Here is a 19,835-nt window from a genome sequence, read left to right as displayed (position 1 = left end):
GCTGCGTCATCCTGTCCCATGCCACTGCCACTGTAAAGTTCCAACAATTGCCAGTACGGCAGTGGAGCTGCTCCAACACTCCGCGTAAACTGTTGCCATGCCTGTGTCGCCCTCATCACTCGTCGACCGCTTTGGCCGCGAGGTCAGCTACCTTCGCCTGTCCGTTACGGATCGCTGTGATTTTCGCTGTGTCTACTGCATGTCAGAAGACATGCGGTTTGCGCCGCGCAGCGAGATTCTCTCGCTCGAGGAGATATACCAGGTCGCAGAGGCCTTCGTAGCACTGGGCGTGCGCAAGATCCGAATTACCGGGGGTGAACCCCTGGTCCGCAACGGCATTATGCAGCTGGTGCGCCAGCTTGGCGGGATGCCGGGCCTCGATGAACTGGTAATGACGACTAACGGCTCAAAGTTGAGCAGCTTCGCCGGACCGCTGCGGGAGGCCGGCGTGAAGCGGCTGAATATCAGTCTCGACAGTCTGCGTCCCGACCGGTTTCGCGAGCTGACCCGTCACGGCGACCTCCATCAGGTGATTGCCGGGATCGACGCCGCCTGCAGCGCCGGTTTCGAAGGTGTGCGCCTGAACGCCGTTGTTCTGCGCGGTCGCAACGAGGACGAGGTGATCGACCTGGTGCAGTTTGCCTGTGACCGGGGTATCGACATCGCCTTTATCGAGGAGATGCCGCTCGGCAGCATATCGGAGCACAGCCGGGCGCTGGCGCACATCAGCAGCGCCGAATTGCAGCAGATCATCTCGCGGCGATTCGAGCTTGAGCCTCTCGGCGATCCGGCGCAGCATGCCGGACCGGCCCGCAAGCACCGGGTGACTGGCAGGAAAAGCCGGGTGGGCTTCATATCGCCCCACAGCAACAACTTCTGCCATTTGTGCAATCGCGTGCGGGTGACCGCCGAAGGGCGACTGCTGCTGTGTCTTGGCAACGAACATTCGGTAGATCTGCGGGAGGTCCTGCGCGCGGAGAACGCCGGCCCGGCGACGCTGCGCAGTTGCATTGACCACGCTATCAACCTGAAACCCGAAAAACACCACTTTACTCACAGTGATGAGCCGGACATCGTGCGCTTCATGAGCGCGACGGGCGGCTGACGTTAGCCCGTGCCACCCCCACCCTCGCGAAACGCGGCAATCCCAAGAGGCAGACCTTGAACAGACAGGCGCTCCCCCAGTTCGAGTCTATCGAGGCAATCAGACACGGCTTCGACGCACTCGGCTACATCTGCAGCGATCGCATTGCCACGACGGTTTTTCTGGCGTTCCAGCTGGGCAAGCCTGTATTGGTAGAGGGCCCGCCGGGGGTCGGAAAAACCGAGCTGGCCAAGACGGCGTCAGCGCTGCTGTCACTGCCGCTGATCCGGCTGCAGTGTTACGAAGGGCTGGATGAGGCCAAGGCGCTGTATGAATGGAAATACGGCAAACAGCTGCTCTACACCCAGATCCTGAAGGAAAAGCTGGGAGATCTCCTGCAGGGCGCAGACGACCTGGCCGCTGCCGTGGAACGACTGCACGCGTTCGGTGATATTTTCTACTCCGAGGCTTTTCTGGAGCCCCGCCCACTGCTGACGGCGATGCAGCAGGAGGAAGGGGCGATTCTGCTGATTGATGAGATCGACAAGGCGGACTACGAGTTCGAATCACTGCTTCTTGAGGTGCTGTCGGACTTTCAGGTCTCTATCCCTGAAATAGGGACTGTACGGGCAAGATCACGTCCCATGGTGTTCCTGACCAGCAACAATACCCGGGAAATCTCCGACGCCCTGAAGCGCCGCTGCCTGCACCTTTATATTCCCTTCCCCTCGTTGGAGCTTGAGGAGCGGATTGTCCAGAGTCGGGTGCCGGGGATTGACGACGCGCTGCGTCGGCAACTGGTGGCCTTTGTCCACTCACTCCGCGAGCTGGATCTGCGCAAGACACCCGCGATCTCGGAAACCATCGACTGGGCGCGCAGTTTGCTGCTGCTGCACGCCGACGCGCTGGATGCGCAACTGGTTCGCGACAGCCTTGGCACCCTGCTCAAATTCGAACAGGACATTGAAGCCGCGCAGGCAGAGCTCGGTTCGCTGCTGGACATTAGTGCCGGCAGACACTAGTCGGCGACCAGGCGGAGTTATGCAAGCCAGCCTCATCACCTTCATCCGGATTCTGCGCAGTCACGATGTGCGTGTATCTCCTGCGGAGACACTGGATGCGGTGGCAGCGCTGCAGCTCCTCGGCTACGCCGACCGCGACCGGCTGCGAACCGGTCTGACGGCCTCGCTGGCCAAGACATCGCGGGAGCAGCATATCGTCGAGACCTGCTTTGATCGCTATTTCGGACAGCGCGACGCCGACTTCAGTGGTAAAGACGATAATGATGACGCAGACGACACGGATAGCGCCGGGTCTGCGGCTGCCGGCCCGGAATCGCCACCACAGGACAGCGGGGCAGCCGATGACGGCGAGCGTGAGCTGCTGGAATCCGCGGCCGAGACCCATGACAGCGTTCGCGAACTGCTGCAGTCAGCTCTGATGCAGGGCCTGATGAACAATGAACGCGCCCAGCTAAGCGCTGCCCTGAGGCGCGCCGGCAGCGCATCGGGTGTAGCAGATATCCAGATGTTCACCCAGAAGGGCCTTTATGTGCGCAGCATTTTGCAGGCGATGGGTGAGGAACAGCTGCGCAGCGCGGTTATCGACCTCGAACGGGACGAGCATCCCGCGCTGGACAGCATAAGACGATACCGCGACATCTTGCGTTCCCAGGTGCGCGACTACGTCGACGGCCAGTACCTGCTGCATGCGGAAGGCAGAAACAGCCAGTTCATGGACGACATTCTCAGCAAGACGCGCCTCAGTCACATCGAGCGCCACTACATGGATCGGGTACAGCGGCTGGTCGAGAAAATGGCGCGGCGCCTCGCCAGCCGCCACTCCAGCCGGCGCCGTCCCGTGCGCCGCGGGCAGCTGGACATGCGCAAGACCCTGCGCGCGGGGGTACCCACGGACGGCATCCTCTTTCGTACCCACTGGCGCCGGCGTCGGCGGGACAAGGCACAGGTACTGGCTCTCTGCGACGTCAGTGGTTCCGTCGCCGCGTACGCAAAGTTCCTGCTCATCTTCCTGTACAGCCTGCAGGACATTCTGCCGCGCATGCGCAGCTTTGCCTTCTCACACCACCTCGGTGAAATCAGCGAGCTGTTTGAGACCCACCCTGTGGAGCGCGCCGTGGAACTGGCAAACTGGCAATACGGCGGTGCAACCGATTACGGAGGCAGCCTGCGCGATTTTGCGCGCCTGGCACTGAATGATATAAACCGACAGACATCAGTTATCATTCTCGGTGACGCCCGCAACAACCGGGGGGATCCAGAACTGGAAATCATGCAGAGTCTCTATCAGCGAAGCAAGCAGGTCATCTGGCTCAATCCCGAATCGCGCCAGGCATGGGGAACCGGTGACTCCGAGATGCTCCGCTACCTCAGTGCCTGCCATTTTGCCGCTGAATGCAACAGCCTGCGGCAACTGGAGCGGGTAATCGACCAGCTATTGCGCAGCACGCGCTAGCGCTGCTGGCGCCCGCGGCCTGATGCCTCTTTCCAGCGAACATATCCCGCTACCCTGCTCGCTCCGCGACGCGGTCACACGGCGCTTTCCACAATCCGGTGGCGAGGCAGGGCGAGAGGTGCTGACCCGTGACCAGCTGATCCGACTTCTGGGAAAGCTGGGCGATGACCCGACGTCGCCGCTCATCAGCCTGCGCCGTCAGGCGGAAAGCGAGGGTGCAAGCGGCAGCCTCGAGCCTGCGCATGGCTCCATTGTGGAATGGGTGACGCTGTCATTCGACCACTGGGAAGACCATTATCCGCTGGAGCAGAAGCTCGCTCTGGAAGTGCGCAAACTACTGCCGCTGGCGATTGCGCTGGCGGTGTCTGACGAGCACTTTTTCACCCCCGGCGCACACCCCCTGCATCAGCTGCTTGACTGTCTCCAGCAAAGTGCCGTCGGCTGGCAGCAGCGCCTGGACCGCGCCGGCCAGATGCTTGAGCAACGCGTCATGCGAGCCGTGGTCAGAGCACGTGAGTGGTTCGAGGACCGGTCCGTGGATTTCGCCCACATCACGCGTGAACTCACCGCGGCCGCCGAGCGGGATGCTGCGCGCGCCCAGCGAATGGTGCAGCGCCTTGCCGAAGCCGAGGCGGCCAGCCTGAAAACGGATCAGGTCAAGCGCGACGCCGCCGGGGTGATCAATAGCGGTCTCGAGAAGTACCAGCTACCTGCCGCCATCGGGGAATTTCTCAAAGGTCCATGGTTTGACAGCGCGCAGCTGGTCGCCCTCAAATTTGGCACGGACTCCCATGAATGGCGCCAGGTGCGGCGGGCGACGGAGCATCTTATGGAATCCGTCCAGCCCCGCGAGGACGCTGACGATGCCAATCGCGACCGCCTGGCCAACATCGTCAAGCGCCTGCCGCAGGAGCTCAGGGAATGGCTGCTCAGTCTGCAGCACGATCCGGACGCAGCAGACGATGCCATCGGCCTCGTGGAATATGCGCACCTGAGGCTGCGTCATGGCCAGAATCTGGGCCTGACGCGTATTCCGCCGATCGCCATCACGGGCTCCCGCGCCGTCGTGGAGAATCATGACCAGGACGCAGTGGAGCTGAACAACGGCCACTGGTTCCTCATGCAGGACGATGAGGGAGAACTGCGCGCCCAGCTGACGCTGCAGCTGGAGAAGGGTCAGCATCTCCTGTTCACGAATGTCGTGGGACTCAAGGCCCTGGACCTGCGCCGCGATGAATTTCTACGACGGCTGCGCGAAAACCGGGCACGGCCCCTGCCCGCCGAGGACACTTTCAGCCTCTCCCTGGCGAGCACCGCGGGCGTGGACAGCAATGAAAAGCTGCGTGCCCTGATCGATCCGTCTTTCGTGCCCGAACCCATCGACGGCGAGTCCATCGATGCAGACGACACCGAACCCGACGCGAGCGACGCCTTACAGCCCGAGGACGGTGACGTACTGTCAAGCAGTAGATCGCAACACACGGCATCCACCGCCGCGGCTGAAGAGTGGGAAGACCCGTTGCCGGACCTGAGCCGGCGTGAAGGGAGGTCCGTGGGTGACCCTGCGGTACCCGAAATCGAATCCCTCGAGCTGACGCTGACAGAGGACAGTGACAGCGGTTCGCCCGCCCCACCCATACAGCCCAGCACCGTGGCGGTACCGGCACCTGACCTGCGCCAGGCGGAGGCCAGGTCGCCCGAGCGGCTAACCCAGCGACCCCGGGAAAACCGTGCACCTGTCTCACAGCCACGTCCCACCGAGCGCGCCGGAACCGCCTACAGCGAGCGCCAGGACAGGGGTATGTCCGACAGCGGGCGTGAACGAAACGCGGAACCCGAGATCGACGTCCCGATGGGCGCCTGGCTGGGATTTCATGACGGTGAAACGCCGATCATGGCCAAGCTGGCGGTCTACGATCCGCGCCGGGACAACTATATCTTTGTCAACCGCCGGGGCATTGCCCTGCGCGAACTGTCCCGCAGTGAGCTGCTCGGGCTGATTGATGAAGGGCTGGTCGACATCCTGGAAACACGCTCCTACTTCCGCGACGAAGTGCAGCGCGCGCGAGGCCAGCACCATGACTGAACAGCGGGGGGCCTGGACATGACCGGCAAGAACAGTCGTCGCTATTGCCGACTGCCGCTGGAGAGCACGGTATTCATCGAGCTGGAGTCACCCCCGCCCGGCAGCCTCGGGCCCGGGAAGGTTGTGCGCTGCCACACCCTGGAAGTGTCGCGCTGGGGCCTGCGTGTCCAGATCGACCAGCGTGTCACCGTCGGCGCTATCCTGCAGATTGGGGTCGATATTCCGGGCAACGACGAGCCCTTTTACCTGGTGGGTCAGGTTCGCTGGAGGATGCAGGAGAAGGACAAGCCGGGCAGCTGGATTGCGGGCTTCGAGATACTCAACGCCGCGGGCTCGGACCTGGAGCACTGGGAACAGGCGCTGCAGGTGATGGAAGTCCGGGAGGACAGCTGATTCATCGCACATCTGTACTCGCCGAACGTTCACCGCTACACTTTTGCGCCGCGACGCCAGCAACTGCTGCGCGCCCGCGGCGATGACTCCGGCACAGGATATGCAACTTGACATCCCACTGGCACCGACAACTGCAGCACGTGACTGCAGACCAACCCGACTTGCTCAACGCCATCCAGCGCGGCATTGAAAAGGAGAGCCTGCGCATATCTGCAGAGGGCACGCTCGCGCAGACACCGCATCCGCAGGCTCTCGGTTCCGCACTGACGCACGGCGCGATCACAACGGATTACTCCGAAGCACTGATGGAATTCATCACCCCCGTGAGCACAGGCATCGATACCACGCTGACAACGCTGGCGGACATCCACACCTACGTCTATCGGCACCTGGGCAACGAGCGGCTCTGGGCAGCCAGCATGCCCTGTATCGTCTCCGGGGATGCAGGTATTCCGGTGGCGCAGTACGGCTCGTCCAATGTCGCGCGAATGAAAACCGTGTATCGACTGGGTCTGGGCAATCGATATGGCCGCACCATGCAGGCGATCGCCGGGATTCATTACAACTTCTCCATGCCGGACAGCTACTGGGACGCCAGCTGGCAGGCAGACGGCTCGCCAGGCAGGCGGCAGGACTACATCACCGACCGCTATCTGGGGCTGATTCGCAACTTCCACCGCTGGTCATGGCTTCTCATCTACCTCTTCGGCGCCTCCCCGGCCGTCTGCGCCAGCTTCCTGCGCGGACGCGGACAGAAAAGCGCGCTCGAGGCCTTCGACAGCGAGGGCAACACACTCTTCCTGCCATACGCAACGGCACTGCGTATGGGGGGACTTGGCTACAACAGCGCCGCGCAGCGAGGCCTGCAGGTCTGCTACAACTCACTGGATAACTATATCCACGCGTTGAAAGACGCCATCATGCAGCCACACGCCGATTACGCCGCCTATCCCGCCGGAGAGGATGGCAACTATCAGCAGCTCAACACGAGTCTGCTGCAGATAGAAAACGAGTTCTACAGCACCATCCGTCCAAAACGTGTTGCGGCCTCTGGCGAGACACCGCTCGCCGCCCTGAACCGCGCCGGCATTGAGTACATCGAGGTACGCTGCCTCGACGTGAGCCCGTTTCTGGCGGAAGGCATCGATGCAGGAATGATCCGTTTTCTCGACACATTCCTCCTGCATTGTCTTACCGATGACAGCCCCGCCTGCAATGAACAGCAGCAGTCCATGCAGGACGCCAATCTGGAGGCCGTGGTCAACCGTGGCCGCGAACCCGGTCTCACCCTGGGCACCCCGGACGGGCCGCGGCCAATGGCCGAACTGGCAAACGCGCTGATGGATGCGCTGATCCGGTCAGCCGATGCGCTGGACAGGTCCCACGGCGGCGAGGACTATCGCCGTGCTCTGGAGGCTCAGCGCGCGAAGATCAACAACCCGGAACTCACACCCTCGGCGCAACTGATCGCGGAAATGCGCGAACGCGACATGCCCTTCTACCGCCTTGGGCTGCACTACAGCAACCATTGGGCGGAGCACTTCCGCGCCCGTCCCCTGTCTCCGGAAACGCTGGCGGCCCTGGATGCCGAGAGCGCGCGATCCCTGGAAGCCCAGACGGCGCTGGAGCGCAGCGAGACCCGCGATTTTGCCGCGCACCTCCGAGCCTACTACGATCAATACGCCGCGCTATAGCGGCAACCGCGGTTTACCGCAGGAGTCACCATGCACCCACTGATGCAGAAACGTCCGGTTTTTTTTGCCCTGTTCCTCATACCCGTTATCGCCATGGGCTTCGCGGTGCTGTTCCTGCAGCAGGCCCTTGGGCTCGCCCCATGCCCGCTGTGTATCACGCAGCGTGGTTTTGTCATACTGGTGGGCCTGTTTGCACTGGCGGCATTTATTCACAACCCTTCCGGCATCGGTCGCCGTCTCTATGCCGGACTCTGTACGCTGGCGGCTATCGGTGGTGCCGCGGTTGCCGGCCGGCATGTGTGGCTGCAGAGTCTGCCTGCGGACCAGGCACCTGCCTGTGGACCCAGCCTCGACTACATGCTGGATACGCTGCCGCTGAGTGAGACCTTTGCGTTGGTCATGATGGGGGACGGCAACTGTGCCGAGACGCAGTGGAGCTTCCTGGGAATGAGCATACCCGCACAGACGCTGCTGTTGTTCCTGGTTCTGGCTATGCTGGGACTCTGGCAGACAGCCAGGCGGTGATGCGAAAACGGCTGTCGGGGGAGAATCCGACGCCGGCAGTGGCGCCGGCGTCGGGGAACTGACGCGGTATCAGCCTTCTTCGTTCTCTTCGCTGTCTTCAGACTGGCTCGGCACTGACAGCAGCTCAACCTCAAAGGTCAGCGCAGCGTTCGGGCCGATCACCTGCCCTGCACCACCAGCACCGTAGGCCAGCTCCGGCGGAATGAACAGCTTCCACTGGGAACCTGCAGGCATCATCTGCAGTGCCTCGGTCCATCCGGCAATGACCTGACCTACACCGAAGGTCACGGGCTCGCCGCGCTTGTAGGATGAGTCAAACTCGGTGCCATCCAGCAGTTTGCCGCTGTAGTGAACTTCCACCGTATCCTCAGGTCCCGGCGTGACGCCATCGCCCATTTTCATGACCTCGTACTGCAGGCCTGAGTCAGTGGTAATGACACCTTCGCGCTGGGCGTTTTCAGCCATGAACGCCTCTGCCGCGGCGGCATTGGATGCCGCCAGGGCTTCCTGGTTCGCCGTCTGCTCAGCTTCCAGCTGCTCCTGGAACGCCATCATCTCGGCCTGAATCTCTTCCTGGGTCAGACGCTGCTCGGCACCGGAGAATGCATCGCGAAGGCCCAGTGTGAAGGCATCGATATCCATTTCCATGCCATCTGACGCCATATTGCGACCGAGGCCAAGTGCAACGCCGTAGCTGAGACGCTTGGTCGGTGTATCGAGCGTAACCTCAGCACCGGATTCGGCTGCGCCGCCCTCCTCTGTGCCCTGGTCACAGGCCTGAAGCCCCAGTGTCAACGCCGCGATCGCGAAGGGGAGTATGGCTTTCTTCATAAGTGAGTCCGTCAGTTGTGAGTGAATTTGCAAGTGGAGAATGGTACTACCCCGACAGCTATTCAGCTACCCCGCGATTTTCAGCCACTCATCATGGCCAAAGCCGTGCTGCAACGCCGTCGAGAAAGATCTCACGGGCCTCGTCGCAAGCCAGACACGCTCTCGCGCCCGGCAACACCGCGAGACAATTGCGGCGAAGCAACGCCCGACCAGCGACTGCCTCGGGCAGTGGGGACGCCGCCTCGAGCGTAGACTGCAGCAGGCTGACCTGGCTGCGCTCGGCCTCCAGCTCCAGTGCTTTCACGCGTTCACGCAGTGACTGCGCGGCCAGCCTGCCACGCCACCGCCTGCGCAGGGCACGCAGCGGCAGGACCACCTCGTGTCGCCATTCCGCCGTCGCAGCCACCAGCCTGCCTGCAAGATCCGGCGTCACCTGTCGTTCGCTGCGCGCCAGGATCGCCGCGGTGAGAAGCAGCAGAACATCGGCGTCGCAGGCGTCCTGGACACCAACACAGGCCTCCGGGACACCCCGTGCTGAGTAAAGGTCAAGCATTCCCTGCCAGAGCTCGGGAACCGCCATATCATCATCCATCGATTGTCCTGCGCAGATTGTCCCGCGCATCTGGTGGACCTGCGCAGCGCACCGTAGAATTCTCCATATGATCATACTACGTAACATTACGCTGCGACGCGGTGAACACCTGCTGTTTGCCGACAGTTCAGCAACGCTGCAGGCCGGACAGCGCATTGCGCTGATCGGCGCCAATGGCAGCGGCAAGTCGAGCCTGTTTTCCCTTCTGCTTGGCAAACTGGGTGCCGACGCCGGCCACATCGATGGCATTGACGGGCTGCGCATCGCCCACATGGCGCAGGAAGTGGAGACGAGTGGCGCCACTGCGGCAGACTACGTCCTGGAGGGTGATGCCGCCATCGCCATGCTGCTGCAGCGCCTGAAAGAACAGGAAGCAAACGACGACTTCGAAGGCATGGCGCAGACCCATGTGGCGCTGCAGGAAAACGACGGCTACAGCGCCGAGGCACGCAGTCATCGCCTGCTGAGCGGGCTGGGTTTCGCCCCGGGGGATGCGGCGCGCCCGGTCAGCGAGTTCTCCGGCGGCTGGCGCATACGGCTGAACCTGGCCCGCGCCCTGATGATGCCGTCGGATGTGCTGCTGCTCGACGAGCCGACCAACCACCTGGACATGGATGCCAGTCTCTGGCTGCAGCGCTGGCTGCAGGAATACCCGGGTACGCTTCTGCTTATCTCGCACGACAGGGATTTCATCGATGCCACCTGCGAACGGGTACTGCACATCGAGCAGCAACAGCTCAACAGCTATCGCGGCGGATACACCGATTTCGAACAGCTTCGCGCCCTGCGTCTCGCGGAACAGCAGGCACTGCATGAAAAGCAGCAGCGGCGTGTCGCCGAAATCGAGGATTTCGTGCGCCGCTTCCGTTACAAGGCGACCAAGGCCAGGCAGGCGCAGTCGCGACTGAAAGAGCTGGAGCGCATGCAGCAGGTCGCCGCCGCGCATATCGATAACCCCTTCACCTTCAGCTTTCCCGAGGCGCCGGCACTGAGTGATCCCGCGATCTACCTGGAGGAGGCATCTCTGGGCTACGCTCGCGAGGCGCTGCTTGACCGCATCAACCTGCGGCTGCATCCGACGGCGCGCATCGGCCTGCTGGGTCGTAACGGCGCCGGCAAGACCACGCTGCTCAAGAGCCTGGTCGGCGACCTGCCTCTGGTGGCCGGCAAGCGCCACGTCAGTCCGGGTTGTCGCGTTGGCTACTATGACCAACAGCAGCTGGAGGTGCTTGATCTGTCCGCCACGGCTGCACAACATCTGCAGCGTCTGTCACCGGATGCCCGGGAACAGACCATCTACGATTTTCTCGGCGGCTTCGACTTTCGCGGTGCCCGTGCCGACGACGTGATCGCGCCATTCTCCGGCGGCGAAAAAGCCCGTCTTGCCCTGGCAATGGTGGTCTGGCAAAAACCCAATCTTCTGGTCCTGGACGAGCCGACCAACCACCTGGACCTGGAAATGCGCCACGCACTGACCCTGGCGCTGCAGGCCTTCAGCGGCGCAGTATTACTGGTCACCCACGATCGCCACCTGCTGCGCAACACCGCAGACGAGCTGTGGCTCATTGCCGACGGCACCGTTCAGGTCTATGACGGCGATGTCGCCAGTTACGAGCGTGCTATCGCTGCCGAATCACCCGCTGAATCGCGCCGCCCCGCTCCGGCACCCGCGATGCCTGCGGCGGGCGCCGGTGAAGACGCACGCAGCCGGCGCCAGAACGCCGCGGCCCGTCGCGAGCAATTGAAGCCGCTGCGCCAGACTCTGCGCACTATTGAGAACGACATGGCGCGCAGCGAGGCTGAAATGCAGGACCTTCAGGCACGGCTGGCAGACCCATCGCTTTACGGGAATGATCAGCAGGCAGAACTTCCCGTTCTGCTGAAACGTGAGGGTGAGCTGAGGCAGCTCACAGAAGCGCTTGAAGAGCGCTGGCTGGAGACGCAGGAAGCGCTGGACAGTCTGGGAGACTGACAAACAGCGACCCACTAGCCCCTGACAAGCGCCCATTTTGCGGCCCGCGACAGGGCCTTGATGGAGGCCTCGAGGCGCTGCGCCTCGGCCCGACATTCAGCCTGCGTCGACCACGCCAGTGCGACCGGTCGTCGCGATCGGGTGTATCGCGATCCGCCGACCAGCTCCCCGTTGTGCTGTCGAAGACGGCGAGGGAGGTCGCGGGTAATTCCGGTATACAGACTGCCATCGGCGCAACGCAGCAGGTACACGCACCAGCGTGCGTCCACCGGCGCGATGACACCGGCATCATCGCACATTCTGCGCGCCCGGGAGCCCGCGGGGATCAGTGGGCTTGAATTGGACGCGACGCATCCCAATGGTAAACTGCAGCGACAGATACATGTTTCTTTCATTGCCCACCAGGGCAGGCCTTATTCAATATTCCGGAGAATCTCATGAGTGAGCACATCGTACATGTGACCGACAGCAGTTTCGATCAGGACGTCCTGTCCGCAGATGTTCCCGTACTGGTGGATTTCTGGGCTGAATGGTGCGGCCCCTGCAAAATGATTGCCCCTATCCTCGACGAAATTGCGACGGAATACGCCGGCAAGCTGAAGATCTGCAAGGTTGACGTCGATTCCAACCCGGAGATTCCGCCAAAATTCGGCATCCGCGGTATTCCCACATTGATTCTGTTCAAGAATGGTAATGCCGAGGCGACCAAGGTGGGCGCACTCTCCAAGACGCAGCTGGTTGATTTTATCAAGGAATCGGTCGAGTAGACCCGGGGGTGCCCACTGTGCGAGCGCAGTCGGCACCGTTTCCAAAGCTGGCATCGTTGCCCGTGCACAAGAGCCGCAAACCCCGCAGCGGGCGTGGCCGAAAAAGCGGTAGACGCCCCTCTCCCGACATGCTAACTTTCAGATCGTTGCTACCTCCCGTGCAGCGATAATAACCCCGTAATTCAATTGGCCGCTCCAACGTCCTGGGCATAAAGCCCGACACACCTGATGCCAGCGCGTGGCCATACACGGCTCTCTTCAATCCCACATCCCAGAAAAGTCTATGAATCTTACCGACCTGAAGACCAAATCCACCCAGGAACTCATTGACATTGCGAAAGAGATCGGCCTGGAAAACATGGCCCGCTCGCGCAAGCAGGACATCATTTTCTCCATCCTCAAACGCCACGCCAAAAGCGGCGAAGACATTTATGGCGATGGGGTACTGGAGATCCTGCAGGACGGTTTCGGGTTTCTGCGCTCCGCCGAGGGCTCTTACCTCGCAGGCCCGGATGACATATACGTCTCGCCCAGCCAGATTCGCCGCTTCAATCTGCGCACCGGTGACTCCATTACCGGCAAGATCCGCCCTCCGAAGGACAGCGAACGTTACTTTGCACTGCTGAAGATAGGCGAGGTTAACTTCAACCGGCCGGAAGATTCCAAAAGCAAGATTCTGTTCGAAAACCTGACCCCGCTATTCCCCACCAAGCGCCTGATTCTCGAGAAGGGCAACGGCAGCACCGAAGATCTCACGGGGCGCATCATCGATCTGGTCGCCCCCATTGGCAAGGGCCAGCGCGGTCTCCTGGTAGCACCGCCCAAGGCGGGCAAGACCATCATGATGCAGAGCATGGCCCAGGCCATCATGAGCAACAATCCCGAGTGCTACATCATTGTCCTGCTGATCGACGAGCGGCCCGAGGAAGTCACCGAGATGCAGCGCTCGGTCGGGGTGCGAGGTGCAGAGGTCGTCGCATCCACCTTTGACGAACCCCCTTCGCGTCACGTGCAGGTCGCCGACATGGTGATCGAGAAGGCCAAGCGACTGGTCGAGCACAAGCGCGACGTGATCATCCTGCTCGATTCGATCACGCGCCTGGCCCGCGCCTACAACACCGTTATTCCGAGCTCCGGCAAGGTACTCACCGGCGGTGTCGATGCTCACGCGCTGGAGCGCCCCAAGCGATTCTTCGGTGCCGCACGCAATATCGAAGAGGGCGGTTCTTTATCGATTATCGCCACGGCGCTGATCGACACCGGTTCAAAGATGGACGAGGTCATCTACGAGGAATTCAAGGGCACCGGTAACATGGAGCTCCACCTCGACCGCAAAGTCGCCGAGAAGCGCGTGTATCCCGCCATCAACATCCGTCGTTCCGGCACCCGGCGCGAAGAACTGCTCACGGCCGAGGACGAACTGCAGCGCATGTGGATTCTGCGCAAGCTGCTGCACGGTATGGAAGACACACCGGCGATCGAGTTCCTGATCGACAAGCTCAAAGACACCAAGACCAACGAGGAATTCTTCCTCTCGATGCGTCGCAAGTAGTCTGCACCTGCGTCGCCAGCGTGGCGACGTTGCTATACTGTGCCGCCCTCTGACGGAGCAGCACCATGGCAAGCAAGTACGCGGACCTGCGCGATTTCATCGATGCCCTGGAAAAACAGGGTGAACTGAAGCGCATCGACGTCGAAGTCGACCCGTACCTGGAAATGACGGAGATTGCCGACCGCACCCTGCGCGCCGGCGGACCCGCCCTGCTGTTCACCCGCCCGAAAAATCACAGTGTTCCCGTGCTTGCCAACCTGTTCGGGACAGAGCGCCGCGTCGCCATGGGCATGGGCGCAGAAGACGTTTCCGCCCTGCGCGAAATCGGCGAACTGCTGGCCTACCTTCGCCAGCCCGATCCACCCGCCGGTTTTCGCGACGCCATCGATAAGGCGCCGCTGCTGAAAAAAGTCATGAGCATGGGCCCGAAGCTCGTGCGCAACGCTCCCTGCCAGACTCACGTCCGCGAGGGCAGTTCGGTCGACCTGCATGAGCTACCCATACAGACCTGCTGGCCCGGGGACGCCGGCCCGCTGGTCACCTGGCCGCTGGTCATTACCCGCGGACCGAACAAGAAGCGACAGAACCTCGGCATTTACCGCATGCAGCTGATCGGCCGTAACCGCCTCATCATGCGCTGGCTGTCACACCGAGGCGGCGCCCTCGACTACCGCGACTGGCAGCTGCAGAATCCGGGCAAGCGCTATCCGGTGGCCCTCGCCCTCGGCGCCGATCCCGCCACCACGCTCGGTGCGGTCACGCCGGTGCCGGACACGCTGTCGGAATACGCCTTCGCCGGCCTTCTGCGCGGTGGCAAGACCGAGCTCGTGGAATGCATCACGCCACTGTGTCGCGAACACGGCCTGCAGGTACCGGCCACCGCGGAGTACATTCTGGAAGGGTACCTGGAGCCGGGCGACATGGCCGCCGAAGGACCCTTCGGCGACCACACAGGCTACTACAACGAAGTCGACAGCTTCCCCGTGTTCACGGTGGACGCCATCACCAGCCGGGAATCACCGATCTACCACACCACGTACACCGGGCGACCACCGGATGAGCCCGCCATTCTCGGCGTCGCCCTGAACGAGGTGTTCGTGCCGATACTCAAGAAACAGTTCCCGGAAATCGTCGATTTCTACCTGCCGCCGGAGGGCTGCTCGTATCGCATGGCCGTGGTGACCATGCGCAAGGAATATCCCGGACATGCCAAGCGCGTCATGCTGGGCATCTGGTCATTCCTGCGTCAGTTCATGTACACCAAGTTCATCGTGGTTACTGACGACGATGTTGACCCGCGTAACTGGCAGGATGTGATCTGGGCCATTACCACGCGCATGGATCCACGGCGGGATTGCGTCTTCGTGGACGATACGCCCATCGACTATCTCGACTTCGCCTCACCCGTGGCCGGACTGGGATCCAAGGTGGGAATGGATGCCACTAACAAATGGCCCGGGGAGACCACCCGTGAGTGGGGACAGCCGATCAGCATGTCCGACGACGTGAAAAAGCGGGTTGACAACATGTGGGCGTCACTCGGGCTCTGATGCTCAGGGACCCGTTCCGGATACAGTGCACTCAATGCTTCTTGCCGGCGCTGATATCCACAGTAATGAGGCGGTCTTTTGCCACTGCGTTTTCCGGCAGGGGCAGTTCCGGCAGGCCACGGTCCTGCAAAGCCAGACCGGCACAGAAAACCTTGCTGGCCTGCAGGTAGTCACCGCTGGCGGCAAGCAGACGGCCGAGCTCGGCACAGGCCTCATCGCGGGGATCGACACTGATGCTGCGCTCGAAGTAATCCCTCGCCTGCCCCCACAGACGCTGCCGCGCCGCCAGGCGCCCGAGGCAAAGCAGCAGCGTCGGCTCCTCCTCGCGACCCACCAGCCAGCCTTCTGCCAGCGCCAGCTGCTGCTGCGGATTCTGCCCCGGCAGGCGCCCGAACTGCTCAACCAGCACCGGGTCCCAGCGTTTTTTCAGGATGCGAGCAATCAGGTTGATCGTCTCCTCTGTGGCACCGGCGTTCGCCAGCAGCGACAGATAGCGGTGCAGCACGCGATCGTCGTGCTGAAGATCCGCCGGCGTCTGCTTCCAGGCGCGCTGCAGGGCCGTGACCGTATTGTCACCGAGGTCACCGGCTGCCACTTTGAGGAGGCGCAGGGCCGTTTCCCTGCGCAGTCGCGCCAGCTTCCTCGCCGACAGCACCTCATGCTTCTGCAGATCGGGCAGCAGCGCACGAAGGCCTTCCCAGTCCGACAGGCCCAGCATCGCCTTGCTGCGCAGGCGCAGCGACAGGGGCGTGCGCGAACCGCTGGCTTCGGCGCGGTCAAGGCTTGCCAGTGCGGGGCCGTACTGCGCGGCCTGCAGCTGCATCTCTGCCTGCACCAGATCCACCGCCGCCGCGGCCTGGCTGTCTGAGGCCAGCGCAGCCTCAAGATCACTGCGCATCTGTGATCTGTCCTCGAGCTGAAAACTGGCACGCGCGGCCATGAGGTGATTGAACACGGGCGCCTCGGCATGACGGGCGCCGCGCCGGAGCTGCCGACGGGACTGCTTCCAGTTACCCTCAATGAAATTCATCAGCCCCCGACTGGTAAGCCGTGCCGCCTGGCGACGCTTGCGCGAGTTCGCCCAGAACACGAGTGAACCCGGCGCGGAAAGCACGCGCTGCAGAAGGCGCAGTGCCGCGTACAACGCCAGCACGATGCCGGCGATCAACAACAGTCCTATCCACAGGCTGGTCTCTATCGTGTAGCCGCTGTAGGCCACCAGCAGGTAGCCGGGCTCGCTGTCGATGAGGGCGACAACGCCAGCGCCCAGAAGAAGCGCAACGAGCGCCACAAAGAACAGCCGCATCATGGGCCAGCGTCCCTGTCGCCCTTGCGGGCCGCCATGACGGCCTGCATCGCCTGCAGCGTCTTCGACGCATCCGGTGCATCGACACTGATGGGCGTGGCCTCGAGGTCCTCCAGCTCACGCAGCATTGCCCCTGCCGCGGTTTCGTCGCTGCCGGGGAACTGGCCGAGCCAGTCTCGCGCACGCTGCAGGCTCTCACGGAAAAGACGCGGGTTGCCCGAAAGCAGCGCCAACTGCGCCTGCTCGATCAGCAGGCGCAGGTTCTGCCTCAGCATGGCCTCCCACTGCGGATCCATCAGCGCCTCTGGCGACACATCCCGGCGACGGAATACCACGTAGCTGGAAAGCTTTTCCAGCGCCCTCTCATACCCGAGGCGGAGGCGACCGCGCCAGTCTCCGGCCTCTGTGACAGCGGGCTCTTTGCGCGGCTCCGGGAGCGAGAAGATGGCGAGCGAGGCGGTCTGTTCGATCAGGGCACCGAGGCGAAGGTAGATCCCCTCGAGGTCAGGTCCCGACACCGCGCGCACCGCGAGCATATCCGCTGCCAGGGCGCGGCGAACATCCCGCAGATCGGCCCCATCGAGTTCCTGCAGCAGATTGTCCGCGCTGCGCAGCAGCGCCCCTGCAGCCCCGGTATCACCCGTCATGATCAGGCGCTGGTTGGCCAGGCGAATCAGGTGCTGCGCCTCTGCCAGCAGCCAGCTCTCCCGATCGTCCGCGCTGAAACGGTCGAGCCGGGCTCGCTGGCGAGCCAGCTGGCTTTCGAGGGCGGCAAGCTTTTCTTCGAGCGATTGCCGCGCTCCTGCCAGCGCCTCCTGCAGGGAAGACACGCGCCGATCGACGTCCAGCTGCAGCCGCCGCGTTTCATCCGTGCCACCTGCCAGCTGGCGGGCCTGCTCGCGCAGCTTCTCTACCTGATCCTGCCACTCACCGCGGAGCGTTGTCTGCGCGGCGGCAACCTCCAGCTCAACCTGGCGCTGGAGATTCCTGCTGATCGGGTCGATAACAGATACGTCGCTGCCGGCACCCGCCTCTATTGCCTGAAGCCGCTCCCGTAGCTGGCTCTCGCGCTGCTGGGCCTCCAGCAGCGCCCAGACACCAGCGGCGGCGAGAAACAGGACAAGCAGCAGTGCCAGCCAGGCGATGGCGGTACTCCCTGAGCGCTCGGCACTGGCGGGCGGGACCGGAGAAAATGCTGTTCGGGCCGCCGTTGACTCCGGCGCTGCGGATCCGGCCGCCGGAGCCGCCGTCGGATTGTTGTTCTCGTCAGCCACCCATGCGCTCACGCGTCAGGTCCCGTTCCTGCAGCGCCGCCAACATGGCATCGTCGGAAGCATTGGCTGCCACTGTGACATCCTGCCAGCCGGCGGCCCGCGCCTGCGCCGCAACCCGCGCAGACGGCACGACGAGCGCGCAGTGCTCGTGGATGGATTGCGCGGTGTCGGCAGGTTCGAGAATTCCCCTCAGGTTGTCGAGCGCCTCACCGCTGGAGATCAGTATGCAGACAACCTGCTCTGCGTCCAGCAGCTGCTGCAGTGCGTCGGGCGCGACGTCCGGTGGTGACCTGCGGTAACAGCGAAGCTCATCCACCTGCGCACCGCGTCCAGCCAGCGCCTCGCGCAGGGCAGTGCGCCCGCCCTCACCCTTGACGATCAGCACACGCTCACCGGCCACCGACTGCAGCGAGGGCAGCGTCAGCAGTCCTTCACTGGTCATTTCCCGTCCCGGCGTGTGCACGACGATCCCCGCGGCCCGCAGGACATCGGCGGTGCTGTCACCCACGGCGTAGCACTGCACCCTGCCCGGCCAGGCAGTGCGCCCCGCCAGCAGGCACTCGAGGCCATATTTCGCCGCGTTGCTGCTGACAAACAGGCAATGCGCATAGCTCTCCAACGCGCCTGCCATCGCCTGCTGGGCGGCATCCAGTGCGATCGGTGACACTGCCAGCAGCGGCTGGTGTAGCGGCCGGTATCCCGCCGCCGAAAGACCCGCGCACAGCTTCCCGGCCTGACCCGCCGGCCGGGTAACCAGTACCGATCCGCTAACGGCCATATACCGCAGCGAGAATATCAGCGGCACCCTGGGCCAGGAGGTCGTCCGCGACGCCCTCGCCCAGGGCATCCGCGTCCCGCGTGCTGCCCCGCGCCTCGGCACGCAGCACCAGGGTTCCGTCCGGACTGCCCACCAGGGCTCGCAGCCACAGGCTGTCGCTCGACTCGTGCACCGCATAGGCAGCTATCGGCACCTCACAGCCGCCCTGCAGTCGGCGGTTTACCGCACGTTCGGCGGTAACGCACTCCGCGGTCGCCGGATGATGCAGCACCTCCAGCATTGCGCGGGTCGCATGATCGTCGGTGCGGATTTCGATTCCCACCGCGCCCTGACCACCGGAAGGCAGCGACTGCGCCACCGGGATCCGGTTGCGGATGCGATCACCCATTTCCAGACGCAGCAGACCGGCGCAGGCCAGAATGATCGCATCGTACTCGCCGTCATCGAGCTTGCGCAGCCTCGTGTTGACGTTGCCGCGAAGGAAACGCACGGTGACGTCAGGGCGAAGCTCACGCAACTGGCACTCGCGCCGCAGGCTTGAGGTTCCGACCACGCTGCCGGCAGGCAGCGCCTCGATACTATCGTAGTGATTGCTCACGAACGCGTCTGCGGGCTCCTCGCGTTCGCAGATCACGGCCAGCCCCAGACCGTCCGGAAACGCCATGGGCACGTCCTTCATGGAATGCACGGCAATATCGGCACTGCCGTCGAGCAGCGCGGTTTCCAGTTCCTTGACGAACAGTCCCTTGCCACCCACCTTGGACAGCGGCACGTCGAGCAACTGATCCCCGCGCGAGGTCATGCCCAACAGTTCTACCTGAAGGCCGTCATGCGCGCTCTCCAGGGCGTCGCGAACGTATTCGGCCTGCCACAGTGCGAGGGGACTTTCGCGGGTCGCGATGGTGATTTTCTGCGCCATATTCTGCTCTCTCATCCGTTCGCCGACATCATACCAG

General features: G+C 63.0%; 18 protein-coding genes. 11 read left to right on the top strand and 7 right to left on the bottom strand.

The annotated features are described in order from the left end of the window. Positions 1-97 precede the first annotated feature (97 nt). From moaA to EV688_RS05250, 7 genes are all read left to right on the top strand, one after another. A complete protein-coding gene (gene moaA / locus EV688_RS05280; RefSeq protein WP_117317086.1) occupies positions 98-1,105 on the top strand; it encodes a GTP 3',8-cyclase MoaA in 1,008 nt (335 codons plus the stop codon). A gap of 56 nt (positions 1,106-1,161) precedes the next feature. After that, the gene (locus tag EV688_RS05275) at positions 1,162-2,106 is read left to right on the top strand and encodes an AAA family ATPase (RefSeq protein WP_117317088.1); all 945 of its coding nucleotides are present in this window, start codon (positions 1,162-1,164) and stop codon (positions 2,104-2,106) included. A gap of 19 nt (positions 2,107-2,125) precedes the next feature. Beyond that, positions 2,126-3,559, top strand: a complete 1,434-nt coding sequence (locus EV688_RS05270) for a VWA domain-containing protein (protein ID WP_117317089.1) — start codon at positions 2,126-2,128, stop codon at positions 3,557-3,559. 22 nt (positions 3,560-3,581) lie between these two features. After that, a complete protein-coding gene (locus tag EV688_RS05265) occupies positions 3,582-5,645 on the top strand; it encodes a DUF1631 family protein (protein WP_117317091.1) in 2,064 nt (687 codons plus the stop codon). Between the two features lie 18 nt (positions 5,646-5,663). Further along, entirely contained in the window at positions 5,664-6,038 is a 375-nt protein-coding gene (locus EV688_RS05260) for a PilZ domain-containing protein (RefSeq protein ID WP_117317093.1), read from the top strand. A 107-nt stretch (positions 6,039-6,145) separates the two neighbouring features. Next, positions 6,146-7,732, top strand: a complete 1,587-nt coding sequence (gene gshA / locus EV688_RS05255; protein WP_117317095.1) for a glutamate--cysteine ligase — start codon at positions 6,146-6,148, stop codon at positions 7,730-7,732. A gap of 30 nt (positions 7,733-7,762) precedes the next feature. Next, positions 7,763-8,257: a disulfide bond formation protein B gene (locus EV688_RS05250; protein ID WP_117317097.1), complete on the top strand. Its 495-nt coding sequence runs from the start codon at positions 7,763-7,765 to the stop codon at positions 8,255-8,257. A 69-nt stretch (positions 8,258-8,326) separates the two neighbouring features. Here the strand turns inward: EV688_RS05250 and bamJ are convergent, their stop codons facing one another. Continuing rightward, positions 8,327-9,088, bottom strand: a complete 762-nt coding sequence (gene bamJ / locus EV688_RS05245) for a BamJ family beta-barrel-assembly machinery protein (RefSeq protein ID WP_117317099.1) — start codon at positions 9,086-9,088, stop codon at positions 8,327-8,329. A gap of 91 nt (positions 9,089-9,179) precedes the next feature. Continuing rightward, the gene (locus EV688_RS05240; protein ID WP_162883875.1) at positions 9,180-9,680 is read right to left on the bottom strand and encodes a TIGR02444 family protein; all 501 of its coding nucleotides are present in this window, start codon (positions 9,678-9,680) and stop codon (positions 9,180-9,182) included. 67 nt (positions 9,681-9,747) lie between these two features. Here EV688_RS05240 and EV688_RS05235 point away from each other — a divergent pair, with 67 nt between their 5' ends. Further along, complete coding sequence (locus EV688_RS05235) at positions 9,748-11,652, top strand: ABC-F family ATP-binding cassette domain-containing protein (RefSeq protein ID WP_117317103.1); 1,905 nt, start codon at positions 9,748-9,750, stop codon at positions 11,650-11,652. 14 nt (positions 11,653-11,666) lie between these two features. Here EV688_RS05235 and EV688_RS05230 read toward each other — a convergent pair whose 3' ends face one another. Continuing rightward, on the bottom strand, positions 11,667-11,951 hold the full coding sequence (locus EV688_RS05230; protein WP_117317105.1) for a GIY-YIG nuclease family protein: 285 nt from the start codon (positions 11,949-11,951) through the stop codon (positions 11,667-11,669). Between the two features lie 138 nt (positions 11,952-12,089). On the opposite strand from EV688_RS05230, the gene trxA reads away from it, so the two are divergent. The 3 genes from trxA to ubiD all read left to right on the top strand — a co-directional run bounded on the left by trxA (position 12,090) and on the right by ubiD (position 15,521). Then, positions 12,090-12,419: a thioredoxin TrxA gene (gene trxA / locus EV688_RS05225; RefSeq protein ID WP_117317107.1), complete on the top strand. Its 330-nt coding sequence runs from the start codon at positions 12,090-12,092 to the stop codon at positions 12,417-12,419. Between the two features lie 283 nt (positions 12,420-12,702). Next, on the top strand, positions 12,703-13,971 hold the full coding sequence (rho, locus tag EV688_RS05220) for a transcription termination factor Rho (RefSeq protein WP_117317109.1): 1,269 nt from the start codon (positions 12,703-12,705) through the stop codon (positions 13,969-13,971). A 65-nt stretch (positions 13,972-14,036) separates the two neighbouring features. Next, positions 14,037-15,521: a 4-hydroxy-3-polyprenylbenzoate decarboxylase gene (gene ubiD / locus EV688_RS05215; RefSeq protein WP_117317110.1), complete on the top strand. Its 1,485-nt coding sequence runs from the start codon at positions 14,037-14,039 to the stop codon at positions 15,519-15,521. 31 nt (positions 15,522-15,552) lie between these two features. On the opposite strand, the gene EV688_RS05210 is transcribed toward ubiD, so the two are convergent. Genes EV688_RS05210 through hemC form a run of 4 tightly spaced genes read right to left on the bottom strand, consistent with a single transcriptional unit; the run spans position 15,553 to position 19,813 of the window. After that, positions 15,553-16,830 (bottom strand): heme biosynthesis HemY N-terminal domain-containing protein, encoded by a 1,278-nt coding sequence (locus tag EV688_RS05210; RefSeq protein WP_117317112.1) that lies wholly within the window; start codon positions 16,828-16,830, stop codon positions 15,553-15,555. Then, positions 16,827-18,113 (bottom strand): uroporphyrinogen-III C-methyltransferase, encoded by a 1,287-nt coding sequence (locus tag EV688_RS05205; protein WP_117317114.1) that lies wholly within the window; start codon positions 18,111-18,113, stop codon positions 16,827-16,829. Before EV688_RS05205 ends, EV688_RS05210 begins: the two co-directional genes overlap by 4 nt. Next, positions 18,094-18,879, bottom strand: a complete 786-nt coding sequence (locus EV688_RS05200) for a uroporphyrinogen-III synthase (protein WP_117317116.1) — start codon at positions 18,877-18,879, stop codon at positions 18,094-18,096. Before EV688_RS05200 ends, EV688_RS05205 begins: the two co-directional genes overlap by 20 nt. Continuing rightward, positions 18,869-19,813: a hydroxymethylbilane synthase gene (gene hemC, locus EV688_RS05195; RefSeq protein ID WP_420867057.1), complete on the bottom strand. Its 945-nt coding sequence runs from the start codon at positions 19,811-19,813 to the stop codon at positions 18,869-18,871. Before hemC ends, EV688_RS05200 begins: the two co-directional genes overlap by 11 nt. Positions 19,814-19,835: the final 22 nt, after the last annotated feature.

This window comes from Chromatocurvus halotolerans (assembly GCF_004340525.1).
Taxonomy (GTDB): domain Bacteria; phylum Pseudomonadota; class Gammaproteobacteria; order Pseudomonadales; family Halieaceae; genus Chromatocurvus; species Chromatocurvus halotolerans.
This window is presented reverse-complemented; position numbering and strand designations above follow the sequence as displayed.